Source organism: Bacillus sp. FSL W8-0519, from assembly GCF_038005585.1.
Lineage (GTDB): Bacteria > Bacillota > Bacilli > Bacillales > Bacillaceae_G > Bacillus_A > Bacillus_A paranthracis.
Window position 1 is genome coordinate 386,249 of record NZ_JBBOTL010000001.1, and the last position, 15,566, is coordinate 401,814.

General features: G+C 37.5%; 14 protein-coding genes. 7 read left to right on the forward strand and 7 right to left on the reverse strand.

Annotated elements, in window-relative coordinates; genetic code table 11:
• Window positions 1–26 precede the first annotated feature (26 nt).
• Window positions 27–734 (forward strand): M48 family metallopeptidase, encoded by a 708-nt coding sequence (locus NST14_RS02065; protein ID WP_000233732.1) that lies wholly within the window; start codon window positions 27–29, stop codon window positions 732–734.
• Between the two features lie 184 nt (window positions 735–918).
• Here NST14_RS02065 and NST14_RS02070 read toward each other — a convergent pair whose 3' ends face one another.
• Together NST14_RS02070 and NST14_RS02075 are read right to left on the reverse strand one after the other, a co-directional pair.
• Window positions 919–1,614 (reverse strand): GNAT family N-acetyltransferase, encoded by a 696-nt coding sequence (locus NST14_RS02070; protein ID WP_229143091.1) that lies wholly within the window; start codon window positions 1,612–1,614, stop codon window positions 919–921.
• Between the two features lie 14 nt (window positions 1,615–1,628).
• Window positions 1,629–2,738: a mandelate racemase/muconate lactonizing enzyme family protein gene (locus NST14_RS02075; RefSeq protein ID WP_229143092.1), complete on the reverse strand. Its 1,110-nt coding sequence runs from the start codon at window positions 2,736–2,738 to the stop codon at window positions 1,629–1,631.
• Between the two features lie 92 nt (window positions 2,739–2,830).
• Here NST14_RS02075 and NST14_RS02080 point away from each other — a divergent pair, with 92 nt between their 5' ends.
• A complete protein-coding gene (locus tag NST14_RS02080) occupies window positions 2,831–4,102 on the forward strand; it encodes a hypothetical protein (protein ID WP_000972842.1) in 1,272 nt (423 codons plus the stop codon).
• Here NST14_RS02080 and nhaC read toward each other — a convergent pair.
• Entirely contained in the window at window positions 4,091–5,512 is a 1,422-nt protein-coding gene (nhaC, locus tag NST14_RS02085; protein WP_000711545.1) for a Na+/H+ antiporter NhaC, read from the reverse strand. The two genes, NST14_RS02080 and nhaC, sit on opposite strands and share 12 nt — an antisense overlap.
• A 293-nt stretch (window positions 5,513–5,805) precedes the next feature.
• Between nhaC and NST14_RS02090 the strand changes: the two genes are divergently transcribed.
• Both NST14_RS02090 and NST14_RS02095 read left to right on the forward strand, forming a co-directional pair.
• Window positions 5,806–6,921, forward strand: coding sequence for a M20 peptidase aminoacylase family protein (locus NST14_RS02090; protein WP_000853524.1), 1,116 nt, complete (start codon window positions 5,806–5,808; stop codon window positions 6,919–6,921).
• Between the two features lie 213 nt (window positions 6,922–7,134).
• Window positions 7,135–7,743, forward strand: coding sequence for an SAM-dependent methyltransferase (locus NST14_RS02095; RefSeq protein ID WP_229143093.1), 609 nt, complete (start codon window positions 7,135–7,137; stop codon window positions 7,741–7,743).
• Window positions 7,744–7,790: 47 nt separating this feature from the next.
• Here the strand turns inward: NST14_RS02095 and ahpF are convergent, their stop codons facing one another.
• Both ahpF and ahpC read right to left on the reverse strand, forming a co-directional pair.
• Window positions 7,791–9,317, reverse strand: a complete 1,527-nt coding sequence (ahpF, locus tag NST14_RS02100; protein ID WP_000599492.1) for an alkyl hydroperoxide reductase subunit F — start codon at window positions 9,315–9,317, stop codon at window positions 7,791–7,793.
• Between the two features lie 14 nt (window positions 9,318–9,331).
• Complete coding sequence (gene ahpC, locus NST14_RS02105) at window positions 9,332–9,895, reverse strand: alkyl hydroperoxide reductase subunit C (protein ID WP_000924422.1); 564 nt, start codon at window positions 9,893–9,895, stop codon at window positions 9,332–9,334.
• 588 nt (window positions 9,896–10,483) lie between these two features.
• Here ahpC and mtnK point away from each other — a divergent pair.
• From mtnK to NST14_RS02120, 3 genes are read left to right on the forward strand one after another with little or no spacing between them, the layout of a single operon-like run.
• Window positions 10,484–11,713, forward strand: coding sequence for an S-methyl-5-thioribose kinase (gene mtnK / locus NST14_RS02110; protein WP_000033261.1), 1,230 nt, complete (start codon window positions 10,484–10,486; stop codon window positions 11,711–11,713).
• Between the two features lie 12 nt (window positions 11,714–11,725).
• Window positions 11,726–12,769, forward strand: a complete 1,044-nt coding sequence (gene mtnA / locus NST14_RS02115; RefSeq protein WP_000392482.1) for an S-methyl-5-thioribose-1-phosphate isomerase — start codon at window positions 11,726–11,728, stop codon at window positions 12,767–12,769.
• A 52-nt stretch (window positions 12,770–12,821) separates the two neighbouring features.
• The gene (locus NST14_RS02120) at window positions 12,822–13,463 is read left to right on the forward strand and encodes an L-fuculose-phosphate aldolase (protein WP_000926545.1); all 642 of its coding nucleotides are present in this window, start codon (window positions 12,822–12,824) and stop codon (window positions 13,461–13,463) included.
• Window positions 13,464–13,502: 39 nt separating this feature from the next.
• Here the strand turns inward: NST14_RS02120 and NST14_RS02125 are convergent, their stop codons facing one another.
• Window positions 13,503–14,510, reverse strand: coding sequence for a FecCD family ABC transporter permease (locus tag NST14_RS02125; RefSeq protein WP_073541577.1), 1,008 nt, complete (start codon window positions 14,508–14,510; stop codon window positions 13,503–13,505).
• Entirely contained in the window at window positions 14,507–15,547 is a 1,041-nt protein-coding gene (locus NST14_RS02130; protein ID WP_000823048.1) for a FecCD family ABC transporter permease, read from the reverse strand. The genes NST14_RS02125 and NST14_RS02130 overlap by 4 nt, the downstream gene beginning before the upstream one ends.
• Between the last annotated feature and the right edge of the window lie 19 nt (window positions 15,548–15,566).

Below are 15,566 nucleotides of genomic sequence, written 5' to 3' on the forward strand. Positions count from 1 at the left end.
GTAAAAATAATATGCTAGGTGAGGAAATGGTACATACATATTTAGGCGAAACAATTAATTTTCATATAACTTATAAAAAGAAAAAATCGGTGCGTTTTTTGGTGGATTCTTACGGGAATGTTGAGGTGCAAGCTCCAAAAGGGACACCTGTTGAATATTTAGTCCAGTTGCTAGAAGAGAAGTGGGATTGGATTCAGACAACACGTAAGGAAATGGCGGAGCGAGCGCGTGGACCACAGGAAAAGGATTATGATCAAGGAGAAGGCTTTTTGTATTTAGGAAGTACGTATCCGATACAGATTTCCCAAGATGCAAGCATTGAGCAAGACAATGCAATTTTTGAAGGGGATAAGCTACATATTTATGTGAAAGAGCTAAAGGATGAGAAAATACAACAAGCTTTAAAGCGATTTTACTATAAACAGTGTAAGTCATTAGTAGAGAAGAGTATTAAAGCACATCAAAGTAACTTTAAAACAAAACCGCGTTCTATTCGTATTACAGATAGTAGTCGTACGTGGGGCACTTGCGATTCAAATTTACAGCTAACATTCAATTGGAAGCTAGCGATGGCACCACAGCGAGTAATTGATTATGTAGTTGTTCATGAAATGTGTCATATGGTTCATTTAAATCATGATCGCTCTTTTTGGCGTCTTGTCGGGAAAATCATGCCTGATTATAAGGAAATGGAGAACTGGTTAGCGTTATCTAGTTGGAAGATGACGGTTTAGTGGTGCACTTATTGTCAATCTTTGTCGGTAAGTCGATATATTTTGGAAATCGCTGATATATTTGGAGTTGCGCCGATATATTTTGGAAATCGCTGATATATTTGAAGTTGCAATCGATATGTTCAAGGAAGAGAAAGCAAAAGGAGATGTCACAGCAGACATCTCCTTTTTTCTAGCGTAGCAATTATCGCCCAAACTTCACAACAAAATCTCCATCCACCTTCTCCATCTCATACCCGCGATACCCCTCTGAAAGCAACGCCTGCTGTCCACCAGCATTGGTCATTGGAATGCTCTTAATATCGGTCCAATCCCTTTCATTGTTCCCACTCAATTCCTTCACAAAAACATACCGCATACTACCACCATATTTCTCCTTCAGCGCAGCAATCTTCATCCCTTGTGAGAACTTATCCTTCAAACTTGGAATGTTAAAAGGGGCAACGGTGCAGCAAACGTAGTCGTATTTGCTATCTTCTTTTTGTAATTCATCCATGATGACTGTCGCTAATATTTTTTGCATACCATTTCCACGCCAGTTCGGATGAACGTTTGAGATTTCTTGATAGATGACGCGGTGCAGTTCCCTTTCTGGTATGCCAATATCGAGTCCTAAATGTTCATCGTCGATAGGAGGGACGAGCAGGGCGCGAAATGCGATGAGTTCGTTTTCGATAAAAGCACCGATCATCATACCGTTTCCTTCTAGAATGTATTGAAATTCTTCTAATGAGAGTGGTTGTAAGCGACTTTTATCTTCTAGTGCTTCAACTACAACGTTTTGTAGTAATAAAATTTGTTCGATGTGCTCTAGTGATAGTAATGTAACGTGAAATAGCTCGTTATTTTGTTTTAATCTGCCCTCGTATAGAACTGTCATGCGTTAGCCCTCCTTTAGCGTACACTGTCTTGAAAGACGGTGAGTTCTCGTAGTGTATCTTCATTTATTTCGATACCTAGTCCTGGCTGTTCGTTTAAGCGAATAAATGGTACGTCGTAATGTAAGTTTCCGATGTCCTTCGTGAATTTTAATGGACCTGTAAGTTCAACGCTCGTAATAATTTTTTTCGAGAAAGCGACATGGAATCCCGCGGAAGAGGCAACGGATGATTCGACCATGGATCCAACTTGGCATTCAATACCTGCCATTTCAGCTTGATGAGCAAGTTTTACAGCTGGATATATGCCGCCGCATTTCATTAGTTTTATGTTTACTTTATCAGCAGCGTCTAATTTAATAATTTGGCGCATTTCACGAGAGCTCTTTAATCCTTCATCAATCATAAGTGGAAGATCTGTTTTCGAACGAATGTGAGCCATTGCGTCAATATCGTCTGCGATGACAGGCTGTTCAATCCAGTCGATGTTTACATGACTTAATGAACGAAGTGCTGTTAATGTGTTTGCACTATTTTTCCACCCCTGGTTTACATCAACACGAATTGCGATGTTATTTCCTACACGCTCACGTACTGCTTCAATTCGTTTTACATCTTCTTTTACATTTGTACCGACTTTCATTTTGAAAGATTGGTAACCATTCTGAATCATAGAGGCAGCTTCTTCAGCCATTTCTTCTAGATCTGCGATACTTAATACGTGAGTGATAGGAAATTCTTCATGGTATCGTCCACCAATTAATTGATATACAGGTTGATTTAATTTTTTACCCATTATATCAAAACAAGCAATATCAATCGCAGCTTTTGCAGTAGGAACACCGTAAATTGTATTGTCCATCATATCGTGTATTTTCTCGATATACATTGGATTTTTCCCGATAAGAGCAGGAGCTAGTGTATGCTTTAAAGTATGGAAAGTACTTTCCCAAGATTCGCCTGTAACGTGATCATCAGCGACGCCTTCACCGTAACCGATAATGCCTTCGTCTGTTTCCATTTTGACAATAATAGAAGGCATATCAGAATAAGAACCGTAACTAATAACAAACGGATCGCGAAGCGGTAAACGAATTGCATAAAGATGAATAGCTGTAATTTTCATTAGGTAGAGACCCCTTCCTGTTTACAATGGTTTTGTACATTTGATATAGTTGACGTTAAATAGTCGTTAATTAATGATAAGGAGTTAGAGAAATGATGATAAAAATTGCAGTTGTCGGTTCAAAAGAGTTTATGGAGACACTTTTACCTATTGCTCATAAACTAGAAGAAATAGAAATTGATCCATATGTTTACCTTCATCCGGCAGAATCTTCTGAACTATTAAAGCGTTTAAAGCCTTGTGATTTCATCTTTTTCTCAGGTGCTTTACCTTATTATATGGCAAAAGAAATAAGAGAACAATTACGAATTCCAAGTACGTACTTACAGCAAGACGAGACGACTGTCGCATCTTCTATTCTTTCTGTCATGTATCACCAAGGGGTTCAACCACATAACATTTCAATTGATTTAGTAGACCGTTCATTCATTATAAATGTGTTCCATGATATTGGCATAAAAGAAAGTCCACAAGTGTTTGATTATGAAAATATGCTGTGGAGTAAAGATGAAATAAATAGAGTTATTGATTTTCATGTAGCTAAATATCAATCTGGAGAAGCTCATTTAGCTTTAACTAGTATTCACGCTGTCTATGATGAACTTCAAAAAATAGGTATTCCTTCAGAACGTATGATAGATCCGAAGCAATCTATTATACATGGGCTAAAAGATGCAAAAATAAAAGCTGAGTTAGCAAGAAGCCATTCAGCTACTGTTGGTGCTTGTATTATTTCTTCTTTAGAATTACGAGATGGTTTGCTTGAGCAATTAGATGTTATTTCAAAAGAACTACGTGGTTCATTTAAAACAATTGATGAAATGACGTTCATTTTATATACGACTCGTGGTGATATTGAATCCATTATAAAAACAAATACGATGAATAATTTATTTGCGAGTATAGAAGGAACGATAGCTATTGGATTTGGTTACGGAAAAACTGTGAAAGAAGCGGAGCAAAATGCTAAAATCGCCCAAGGTTTCGCGAAGAATAATCCAATAGACCACTGTTTTTATATACTAACAAGTGATAAAGAACTATTTGGTCCGTTCCCGAAAGAACAGAGAGTACAAAGTTTGAAAAATGATAATCCGGAACTAATGAAAATAGCGAAGGAAACGAAACTTAGCCCAGCAAATTTATCAAAAATCATTCAATTTAGTCAATCGCATCCGTCATTAAAGTTTACAGCAGCTGACCTTTCTGAGTACTTACAAGTGACTCGAAGATCGACAGAAAGGTTGTTAAAGAAATTAGTTGATTACGGGTATGCTCATATTTGCGGCGAGGAAATGCCTTATCAACAAGGGCGTCCTCGCGCAATATATGAACTGAATTTACCGTTATCTTTAAGCTTCTAATTGAGTGTTTTGTTTTTTTAGTAGTTCTGCTTTTTCAATGTCAGATAGTTTCGTAATTGTGAGACCAGTTATACCGTAAATGATCGAGATAATAGGTACGATGAAATTCAATATAGCATAAGGAGCATATTCGAAGGCACCTACGCCAAGTGTTGCGAGTATAAATACGCCGCATGTATTCCAAGGTACGAAAACAGAAGTTAATGTTCCGCCATCTTCTAATGCTCTGGATAAATTTTTAGAATGTAGTCCTTTTTCTGTGTATGCATTCGCGTACATTCTTGAAGGAACAACAATCGAAATATATTGTTCAGAGCAAGTAAGATTTGTTGCAAAGCAAGATGCGATAGTTGAAGCGATAAGTCCTTTTGCTGATGTCGCTAATTTTAAAATTTGATTTACAATGGAGCGAAGAATACCTGTATGTTCTAATACTCCTCCGAAAGTCATAGCGACAATTGTCATAGAGACGGTATTCATCATAGAGCTTAAACCACCACGATTAAATAGCTCGTCTACTAGCTTGTTGCCAGTGTCTATGACAAATCCACTTTGGAGTGCAGCGACAGCTGATGAGACAGAACCACCTTGAATAAAGACTTGTGATAAAAATCCTAAAATAATACCTACGAGAATAGCTGGTATAGCAGGAACTTTTTTAGCGACCAATACCATAACAACTACAGGTATGATTAATAGGAAAGGTGAGATAACAAAGTTTTGTTGCAATACTTGTAATGTTTGCTCGATGCTTTTTGCATCGATATTGTTAGCACCGAAGCTTCTTCCTAAGAACGCGTAAACGATAAGAGTAATAATTAAACCTGGAATTGTAGTAAATAACATATGACGAATATGTGTGAATAAATCTGTATTTGTTAATCCTGCGGCTAAGTTTGTTGTGTCTGAAAGCGGTGACATTTTATCGCCGAAATAAGAACCGGAAATGATAGCACCGGCAACCATCGGAGCTGGGATTCCCATACTTAGGCCAATACCCATTCCTGCAACACCAATTGTTCCCATTGTAGACCAAGAGCTACCAATAGCTAATGCAACAATAGAACAAATAATTGTAATTGAAACTAAAAATAGTGATGGTGTTAATAGATTTAAACCGTAATAAATCATTGTTGCGACGATTCCACCACCAATCCAAGCACCGATCGTTAAACCTACTAGAATAATGATAACGATAGCGGGTAATGCGAGGCGAATTCCTTTATACATTGCTTCTTCAATGTCGTTCCATTTGTAACCGTAACGCCAAGCGACGATGGAAGCAACGGTTGTACCGATAATAAGTGGGACGTGAGGGCTTTGTTTTAATACAACAATTGTGACCATCATAACTGCAACTGTAATGATAATAGGGATCATGGCTACACCAAAAGGTATTTCTTTTTTCATAAATGTCCTCCTTGTTATGTATGTTTGTTTGTATTTTTAGAATTGTCGTAAAATAGACGTTTATTAGGTTATGATAACTAAAAATATATGTAAGCGTCAACATAAAAGACAGAAAATAAGTAATATTCTAGTTGTTTGTTTAGTTTGTAATATAGATGTAGAGTAAGCTTTTTTAGTGTTTAAAAATAAACAATTGACTTTTTTCTTAAAATTCAATATGTTCATAAAAACATCTGTTTTTCATAAGTATAATTAACCTGAATGGTTTGGAATTTGGGAAGGAGAATGTAGCTTTGAAAACATTAGAACTACAAGAGCGTTTAACTGAAATTTTTCAGCATTTACATGAAAACCCTGAAGTGAGTTGGAAAGAGTATGAAACGACAGCGTATATTACTAACTTTTTAAAAGAAGAAGGAATTTCATATAAAATATTTGATGATTGCCCAGGGGTGATTGCTGAAATTGGAAGCGGAAATCCTGTTATTGCAATTCGCGCTGATATGGATGCACTTTGGCAAGAAGTGAATGGAGAATTTAAAGCGAATCATTCGTGTGGTCACGATGCTCATATGACGATTGTAATGGGACTTATTTTACAATTAAAGAATATGAGATGGAAAAGTGGTACAGTTAGATTTATTTTTCAGCCAGCAGAAGAGAAAGGGAATGGCGCTTTAAAAATGGTAGAGAAAGGTGCTGTGGATGATGCGGATTTCCTATTCGGTGTTCATTTGCGCCCGATTGAAGAACTATCTTTGAAACAGGCTGCCCCATCAATTCGTCACGGAGCAGCAGGATTTTTAGAGGGTATGATTCACGGAGAAGATGCACATGGAGCACGCCCACATCAAGGGATAAATGCGATTGATGTTATTTCCATGATTAATATCGGTTTGAAAAACATATGGCTACCACCGCAAAATTCCTATTCAGTAAAGATGACGAGGTGCCAAGCTGGTGGTGATAATTTAAATATTATTCCGGGTAACGGGCATTTTAGCCTAGATGTCAGAGCGGAGAGTAATACATTATTAGAAGAATTGAAGAAAAAAATAGAGCATGTCATAGAATCAGCTGCATCGATGGGATCGAAAACTTCATATGAGTGGATTGATCTCGCGCCAGGAGCTGAAGTTTCAGAAGAAGCTGAGCGATTTATGCGTAAAGGTATTCTTGAAGTGTATGGGGAAGATAAATGTACGGGACCACTTTATACGACAGGAAGCGATGATTTCCATTACTACACAGTGAAGAGACCACATTTAAAAGCTGTCATGCTTGGATTAGGAGCAGACCTACAACCTGGATTACACCATCCGTATATGAAGTTCGATCATAGTTGCATTATGGATGGGGTAGAAATATTAAAACAAACTGTATTGAAAGTGTTAGAAGACAGGGGCTAGGGAGCTCCTGTTTTTTGTAGAAATTTGTCGTTAAGTCGATATCCTTTGTCGAAACGTCGATATATTGAAAAAATCGTTGATATATTTGAAATTACGATAGATATATTGAGAAAATCGTCGATATAATTTCACGTACCTATTAATTTGATGAAAAATGAGCATCCAGTACATGGTGTATAATAATAAGTACCATTTTTTAATAGGAGAAAACGAATGAACGAACAATATTACGATGCAGTTTTACATATAAAAACAGTCGGTGAGCAAAAAGGGTTTAACAAGTCTATGCATTATCATCGTTATGAACCGACGCCGTATAGCGGATTAGATGAGTTATTGAATCAATATGAAATAAGAAGTAGCGACCAGATTGTAGACTTTGGATGTGGAAAAGGACGATTAAACTTTTACATGCACCATAAGTGCGGTGCTTCAGCGGTTGGAATTGAAATGAATGAAGAGTTTTATAAAGAAGCGATTGAAAATCGAGATCGTTATGAACGAAAGGCACGAAACAGTAAGGGGAAAATTCAATTCCAATGTTGTTTAGCGCAGGAATATGAAATTGATCCACGCGATAACCGTTTTTATTTCTTTAATCCATTTTCTGTACAAGTGTTTATGAATGTAGTAAATAACATTTTGCTTTCAGTAGAAGAAAAGGGGAGAGAAGTGGATATTATTTTGTATTATCCTTCTGAGGACTATATTTTCTTCTTAGAAAATCAGACTGCGTTTGAGCTGAAGAAAGAAGTTAGATTGCCAGGTGCTTATGAGAAGAATGGGAATGAGAGATTTTTAATTTATACATTAAGATTATAAAAAAGCAGGTGCCAAGGCACCCGCTTTTTTTACTCACGTCTATATAATTAGTTACGGATTAAGTAATCAAATGCACCTAAAGCTGCGTTTGCACCTGAACCCATAGAGATGATGATTTGTTTGTACGGATTATTTGTACAGTCACCTGCAGCAAACACTCCTGGTACGTTTGTAGCGCCGTGCTTGTCTGTTACGATTTCACCGCGAACGCGTTCAACTGTTTCGCCTAACCAGTCTGTGTTTGGAACAAGACCGATTTGTACGAATACACCTTGTAATTCAACGTGATGAACTTCTTCAGTTTCACGATCGATGTAAGAAATACCGTTTACTTTATCAGTACCAGTAATTTCTTTTGTTTGAACGTTTTTCAGAACAGTTACGTTTGGTAAGCTGTTAAGACGTTCTTGTAATACAGCATCAGCTTTTAATTCTGGCATGAATTCAAGAACAGTTACGTGCTTAACAATACCTGCTAAGTCGATAGCTGCTTCAATACCAGAGTTACCTCCACCGATAACTGCTACGTCTTTTCCAGTGAATAATGGACCGTCACAGTGTGGGCAGTATGCTACACCTTTATTTTTGAACTCAGCTTCACCTGGTACGCCAACATTACGCCAGCGAGCACCTGTTGAAACGATTACGCTCTTACTTTTCAGAATAGCGCCGTTTTCAAGTTCCACTTCAATAAGTTCTTTTTTCTCTAAACGTTTCGCACGTTGTAGATTCATTACATCGATGTCGTATTCTTTAACGTGCTCTTCAAGACTTGCTACTAGCTTAGGACCTTCAGTGCGTTTTACGCTGATGAAGTTCTCAATGCCCATAGTATCCATTACTTGACCGCCGAAGCGCTCAGCAACGATACCAGTGCGGATTCCTTTACGTGCTGCATAAATTGCTGCACTTGCACCAGCAGGGCCGCCACCAACAACAAGAACATCGTATGGATCTTTATCAGAAAGCTCTGATGCATCTGGACCGTTACCCATTTTAGCTAAAATTTCTTCAAGTGTCATACGACCGCTGCCGAAAGATTCGCCGTTTAGGAAAACTGTTGGTACTGCCATGATGTCTTTGCTTTCTACTTCCTCTTTGAATGCAGCGCCATCAATCATAGTATGTGTAATACCAGAGTTAAGAACGCTCATTACGTTAAGAGCTTGTACAACATCAGGACAGTTATGACAACTTAGGCTGATATAAGATTCAAAATGATATTCGCCTTGAATGTTTTTAATTTGATCGATTAATTTTTGTTCAACTTTTGGAGCGCGTCCACTTACTTGTAGTAAAGCTAACACTAATGAAGTAAATTCGTGTCCTAATGGAATACCAGCGAATACGACACCAGTGTCTTCACCAGGGCGGTTTACGCTAAAGCTTGGTGTTCTCTCTAATTCAACTTTTTCTACTGTAATCTTAGATGACATAGTAGCTAATTCGTCTACTAGAGCTAACATATCTTTAGATACGTCATCGTCTCCTGCGCTTACTTTAAGTAAAATATCGTTCTCCATTAATTGAAGATATTGGGATAGTTGTGTTTTTATATCTGCATCTAGTATCATTTTGATCGAACTCCTTAGATTTTGCCTACAAGGTCAAGGCTTGGTTTAAGTGTAGCAGAACCCTCTTGCCATTTAGCTGGGCAAACTTCACCTGGGTTGTTACGTACGTATTGAGCTGCTTTAATTTTGTTAACAAGAATGCTTGCGTCACGGCCGATACCGTCAGCATTGATTTCCATAGATTGGATAACGCCGTCTGGATCGATGATGAATGTACCGCGAGCAGCAAGACCTTCTTCTTCCATTAAAACGTTGAAGTTTGTAGTGATTGTGCGAGTTGGGTCACCAATCATGATGTACTCGATTTTACCGATAGTTTCTGAGCTATCATGCCATGCTTTGTGAGTGAAGTGAGTGTCTGTAGATACAGAGTATACTTCAACGCCTAACTCTTTAAGAGTTGCATATTGGTTTTGTAAGTCTTCAAGTTCAGTTGGGCAAACGAATGTGAAGTCAGCTGGGTAGAAACAAACTACACTCCATTTTCCTTTTAAACTTTCGTCAGTAACTTGGATAAATTCTCCATTATGGTAAGCATTAGCTTTAAACGGTTTTACTTCTGTGCCGATTAATAACATATTAAAATTCCTCCTAAATGTTGGTTTTGAGCATCAAAAAATAGTGTGCTCATAAAATATATTTTTTAATTAACTATAATAATTCTAATTCGATATTAATTATCATATAGAAGTGGTTATTTTGTCAAGCGAATAAACGAACTTTATATCAATTTAATTAATATTTATTCTCAATTAAGGATAACAGGGAATGGAAAGGTAATTTTAAGTTTATAAATTTTCAATGAGTGCTTGAATGAGTAGTGTGTATGTTAGAGATATGATGTAAGTATAAATTCTTAGGAAGGAAATATTTCTTAGAAGTTGTCTTTTTGAAAAGGAACTGCGTATTTCTATTTTACAAAGAATTGTGTGATAAATAAAATAAAATGAACTAGAATCTTTTTGAACAATTTTTGTCCTCTCAAATATATAATTAGGAAGCATATTGCAATGATATAGAAACATTGACTCAAGATATTAACAAGATATAATAAAACCTAGATATACATTTCAAAAAGAAGAACATATATTATAGGATGAAAGATTTAATCCTATTATTTTTTATAGCTTTTAGAAAACGCTTACAATTAGTGTGGAGGGGAAACCATGTCTAAGTTCACGAAGTATTTTTTAATGGAAGCTAGCGATGTGATTGTATATGTGAAAGAGAAATTATGTAAGTTTGAACATGCAAAGGGGTTACAGTGTAAAGAAATAGGCGATGGTAATTTAAATTATGTATTCCGCGTTTGGGATGAACAGAAGAACATTTCTGTCATTGTAAAGCAAGCTGGGGATACAGCACGTATTTCAGATGAGTTTAAGTTGTCGACGAATCGTATTCGTATAGAATCAGATGTTTTGCAGTTAGAGGAAGAGTTAGCACCTGGACTTGTTCCGAAGGTGTATTTGTTTGATAGTGTGATGAATTGTTGCGTAATGGAGGATTTATCGGATCACACAATATTACGTACAGCACTTATAAATCATGAAATATTTCCGAGGCTTGCGGATGATTTAACTACCTTTATGGTAAATACACTCTTATTAACATCGGATGTTGTAATGAATCATAAAGAGAAGAAGGAGCTTGTGAAGAATTATATAAATCCTGAGTTATGTGAGATTACAGAAGAACTCGTATACGCTGAGCCATTTACAAATCATAATAAGCGTAATGAGTTATTTCCGTTAAATGATGGATGGATTAGAGAACATATTTATAGTGATAAAGAGCTCCGTATAGAAGTAGCTAAACTTAAGTTTTCTTTTATGACGAATGCACAGGCGCTTATTCACGGTGATTTGCATACTGGTTCTGTTTTTGTAAAAAATGATTCCACAAAGGTAATCGATCCTGAGTTTGCCTTTTATGGACCAATGGGATATGACGTTGGGAATGTAATGGCGAATTTAATGTTTGCTTGGGTAAATGCAGATGCAATGATGTCAGCTGGAGCTGAGAAAGATACGTATATGGATTGGTTACAATCGACAATAATAGAGGTAATTGATTTATTTAAGAAGAAGTTTTTAGACGCTTGGGATATTCATGTGACAGAGATTATGGCGAAGGAAGAAGGCTTTAACGAAATCTATTTACAATCTGTATTAGAGGATACGGCTGCGGTGACGGGACTTGAGTTAATTCGTCGTATTGTTGGGCTAGCGAAAGTAAAAGACATTACTTGTATTGAGAATGAGGAAGCACGTGCTAGAGCGGAACGTATTTGTCTTCAAGTAGCGAAGAAATTTATTTTACGAGCGAATCAATATAAAACAGGTACAAGCTTTGTAGAAACGTTAAAAGAACAGTCAATGCACTACGCGAAGTAAGGGGAGAAGATGATGGAAGAGCAATTAATACCAATCCAGTGGAAAGATGATGCTTTAGTTTTATTAGATCAAACATTATTACCGAATGAGGTTGTCTATGAATCTTTTAAAACAGCTGAAGGTGTGTGGGATGCCATTCAAGTAATGAAAGTAAGAGGTGCGCCAGCGATTGGTGTTTCAGCAGCTTACGGGGTGTATTTAGGAGCCAAGGAAGTTACTCAAAATACGGTGGAAGAATTGATAGAGGAAGTAAAAAAGGTATGTGCATACTTAGCAACATCAAGACCGACAGCAGTAAACTTATTTTGGGCACTTGAAAGAATGGAGGCAGTCGCGACAGAGAACGCACACTTATCAATCGCCCAGTTGAAAGATAGATTACTAGAAGAGGCAAAAGAGATTCATAGAGAAGATGAAGAAATTAACCGTCACATTGGAGAACATGCACTAACATTATTCCATGATGGAATGGGAGTATTAACACATTGTAATGCAGGTGCGTTAGCGACGACTAAGTATGGTACTGCGACAGCTCCAATGTACTTAGCGAAAGAAAAAGGATGGGACTTGAAAATCTATTCAGATGAGACACGTCCTAGATTACAAGGTTCAACGTTAACAGCATTAGAATTGCAGCGAGCGGGAATTGACGTCACTGTCATTACAGATAATATGGCAGCTATGGTTATGTCACAAGGGAAGATTGATGCGGTAATCGTTGGATGCGACCGTGTGGCAGCAAATGGTGATATAGCAAATAAAATTGGGACATTAGGCGTATCTATTTTAGCGAAATACTACAACATTCCGTTTTATGTAGCAGCACCAACACCGACAATCGACTTAAAAACACCGACAGGAAAAGAAATTCCGATCGAGGAAAGGGATGCTTCTGAAGTGATTAATCGCTTTGGGCAATATTCTGCTCCGAAAGAAAGTAAAGTATATAATCCAGCATTTGACGTCACGCCACATGAAAATGTAACAGCGATTATTACGGAAAAAGGGATTGTAAAAGCACCGTTTACGGAAAACTTAAAAAAGCTATTTCAATAAGTAGATAGATACAAAGTCAGTCATCATAAGCTTCATACTTAGGGGGATGTATATGTTATTACAAAAAGAGAGAGAAGAAATTGTAGCGTATGGAAAGAAAATGATTTCTAGCGGTTTAACAAAGGGGACAGGCGGTAATATTAGTATTTTCAATCGGGAGCAAGGTCTTGTTGCCATTAGCCCAAGTGGTTTAGATTATTATGAAACGAAGCCTGAAGATGTAGTTATATTAAACTTAGATGGCGATGTAGTAGAGGGAGAGAGAAAACCATCAAGCGAACTTGATATGCATCTTATTTATTATAGAAAGCGTGAAGATATAAATGCGCTTGTGCATACACATTCTCCTTATGCAAAGACGATTGCATCATTAGGATGGGAACTGCCCGCAGTATCGTATTTAATTGCTTTCGCAGGCCCAAATGTTCGTTGTGCACCGTATGAAACATTTGGTACGAAGCAATTAGCAGAGGCTGCTTTTGAAGGGATGATCGATCGTCGTGCCGTTTTACTTGCGAACCACGGTTTAATTGCAGGTGCAAATCATATAAAAATGGCATTTACCGTTGCGGAAGAAATTGAGTTTTGTGCGCAAATTTATTATCAAACGAAAAGCATTGGGGAACCGAAGCTATTGCCAGAAGACGAGATGGAGAATTTGGCGAAGAAGTTTGAAGGGTATGGGCAGCAGTAGAATAAAAACACCCTCAAGAAAAGATCTTGAGGGTGTTTTTTACGCCTTCTTAAGCAACAAATACATAAAGTAAGGAGCACCAATTAAAGCGACAACAATACCTGCTGGGATACCGTTAGGTTCAACGATATTTCGTCCAATTGTGTCTGCTAATAGTAATAGCCATCCGCCGATTAAAAGGGCGATAGGCATGAAGATTTGATGCCTTGGACCTACTAAAGATTTCGCGATATGAGGAGCCATCAGTCCGATAAAGCTAATTCCTCCTGTTACGGAAACTGCAGCAGCTGCAAGCGCAACGGCTGCCACTAATAAGTATCTGCGTTCTTTTTCAATTTCAATTCCAACGCCAATTGCGACCGGTTCGTTTAATGCTAGAATGTTTAATCGGTTTGCTTTATAGAAAACGAACGGAATGAATACGATTAACCATGGAAGCATTGCTAAAACGAAGATCCAGTCATCTCCCCAAATGTTACCGGCAATCCATTTGGAAATAAAGTCCACTTTTATACGATCTGCGGATGAAATAAGGACGATCATCATTCCAGATAGTGCAAATGCAAAACCGATACCGGTTAATGTTAATCGCACCGGCTGAAGTCCAGTTGATTTACTATATGAAAATACGTAGATTAGAACAGCTGTCAGAAACGCTCCGATAAATCCAACGATAGGTAGTAAGTAAAGAAATGAACCTACATCTATTGGAAAGTATAAAAAGAAAATAGCAACAGCAACACCGGCCCCAGAGTTGATTCCGAGAATACCAGGTTCAGCTAAATCATTTCGGGTAATTCCTTGCAGAATAGCTCCTGATAAAGCGAGAGCCATACCAGCTAATAATGTAATGATAATTCTAGGTAGTCTTAAAGAGTATAAAACGAACTCCTCTTTAAAAGTTCCTTGTCCCATTAACGTTGGGAGTAGTCGATCATAAGATAAAGATGCTGAACCGAGCCCCATTCCAATTACAATAGTTGTAATGGTTAGTATAAGTAAAGCGAGTATGATAAGACGTTGTTTTCTTAGAATAGATGGTATCATGAGAACATTTTTCCTCCTTTACGTACAATGAATAGGAAGAATGGTAATCCTACAATTGCGACAATAGCAGCAACTGGTGTTTCGTACGGAGCGTTAATGGTACGTCCGATTGTATCTGCAAGTAGCATAAAGGAAGCCCCAGCAATTGCTGACATCGGTATAACAAATCGGTAATCTGGACCGACAATTGGGCGTACCATGTGAGGTACCATTAAACCGATAAATGCCATATTTCCGACAAGTGCTACAGACGCACCTGCAAGTAAGATAATAATGATAAATAGAATGGTTTTAATAACAATAATTTTTTGACCGAGTCCAATAGCCACTTCTTCACTGAAACTAAGAACTGTCAATTTTTTTGCTAGTAAGATAGCGATAAAGATACTAATTGAAATGACTGGAATAATAACTTTCAATTGGCTCCAAGTAGTTCCAATTACGCCTCCAGCAGTCCAAAGTGATACATCTTGTGAAATTTTGAAGTAAATGCCGACTCCTTCTGAAATTGCGAGTAGAAATGCTGAAACGGCAGCACCAGCTAATACAATTCGAAGAGGGGAGAGACCGCCTTTTTTCACCATACCAATTCCAAATACCATAATTGCACCAACGGCAGCACCGATAAAGCAAGCTAATGTTAAGTAAAGATAGCTGATGGAAGGATTGAAAGCAAGTGTTAGTGCAAGCGCAGCATTTGCTCCACCAGATAGCCCGAGTAATCCAGGATCTGCAAGTGGATTTCTTGTTAATCCTTGCATAATTGCTCCAGAAACAGCAAGTCCAGCTCCTACAAAAATAGCGGCAACTTCACGGGGCAAACGTATTTCGCGAATGATAGATATTTTATCCCCTTTAGCGGAGGAAGTGAGTGCTGACCATACGTCTTTTATTGAAGTATCTGCAGCACCTAATACCATTGCTACCATAAAAATAAGAAAGAATGCAATTATGCTTAAAATTAATTTGTATGTAAAAGCTATAGAACGTGTATTGTCATGTTCTTTTGTCATTCGTTTCACATCTTTTCTTTTCATAGAATAAAGGAAGAGGAAT

Bases quoted from the DNA above. Each gene is read 5' to 3' on its own strand.
- ahpF (WP_000599492.1), bottom strand. From the start codon at position 9,317: ATGATACTAGATGCAGATATAAAAACACAACTATCCCAATATCTTCAA.
- NST14_RS02130 (WP_000823048.1), bottom strand. From the start codon at position 15,547: ATGAAAAGAAAAGATGTGAAACGAATGACAAAAGAACATGACAATACA.
- NST14_RS02075 (WP_229143092.1), bottom strand. From the start codon at position 2,738: ATGAAAATTACAGCTATTCATCTTTATGCAATTCGTTTACCGCTTCGC.
- mtnK (WP_000033261.1), top strand. From the start codon at position 10,484: ATGTCTAAGTTCACGAAGTATTTTTTAATGGAAGCTAGCGATGTGATT.
- NST14_RS02120 (WP_000926545.1), top strand. From the start codon at position 12,822: ATGTTATTACAAAAAGAGAGAGAAGAAATTGTAGCGTATGGAAAGAAA.
- mtnA (WP_000392482.1), top strand. From the start codon at position 11,726: ATGGAAGAGCAATTAATACCAATCCAGTGGAAAGATGATGCTTTAGTT.
- NST14_RS02095 (WP_229143093.1), top strand. From the start codon at position 7,135: ATGAACGAACAATATTACGATGCAGTTTTACATATAAAAACAGTCGGT.
- NST14_RS02125 (WP_073541577.1), bottom strand. From the start codon at position 14,510: ATGATACCATCTATTCTAAGAAAACAACGTCTTATCATACTCGCTTTA.
- NST14_RS02065 (WP_000233732.1), top strand. From the start codon at position 27: ATGGTACATACATATTTAGGCGAAACAATTAATTTTCATATAACTTAT.
- nhaC (WP_000711545.1), bottom strand. From the start codon at position 5,512: ATGAAAAAAGAAATACCTTTTGGTGTAGCCATGATCCCTATTATCATT.
- NST14_RS02080 (WP_000972842.1), top strand. From the start codon at position 2,831: ATGATGATAAAAATTGCAGTTGTCGGTTCAAAAGAGTTTATGGAGACA.
- NST14_RS02070 (WP_229143091.1), bottom strand. From the start codon at position 1,614: ATGACAGTTCTATACGAGGGCAGATTAAAACAAAATAACGAGCTATTT.
- ahpC (WP_000924422.1), bottom strand. From the start codon at position 9,895: ATGTTATTAATCGGCACAGAAGTAAAACCGTTTAAAGCTAATGCTTAC.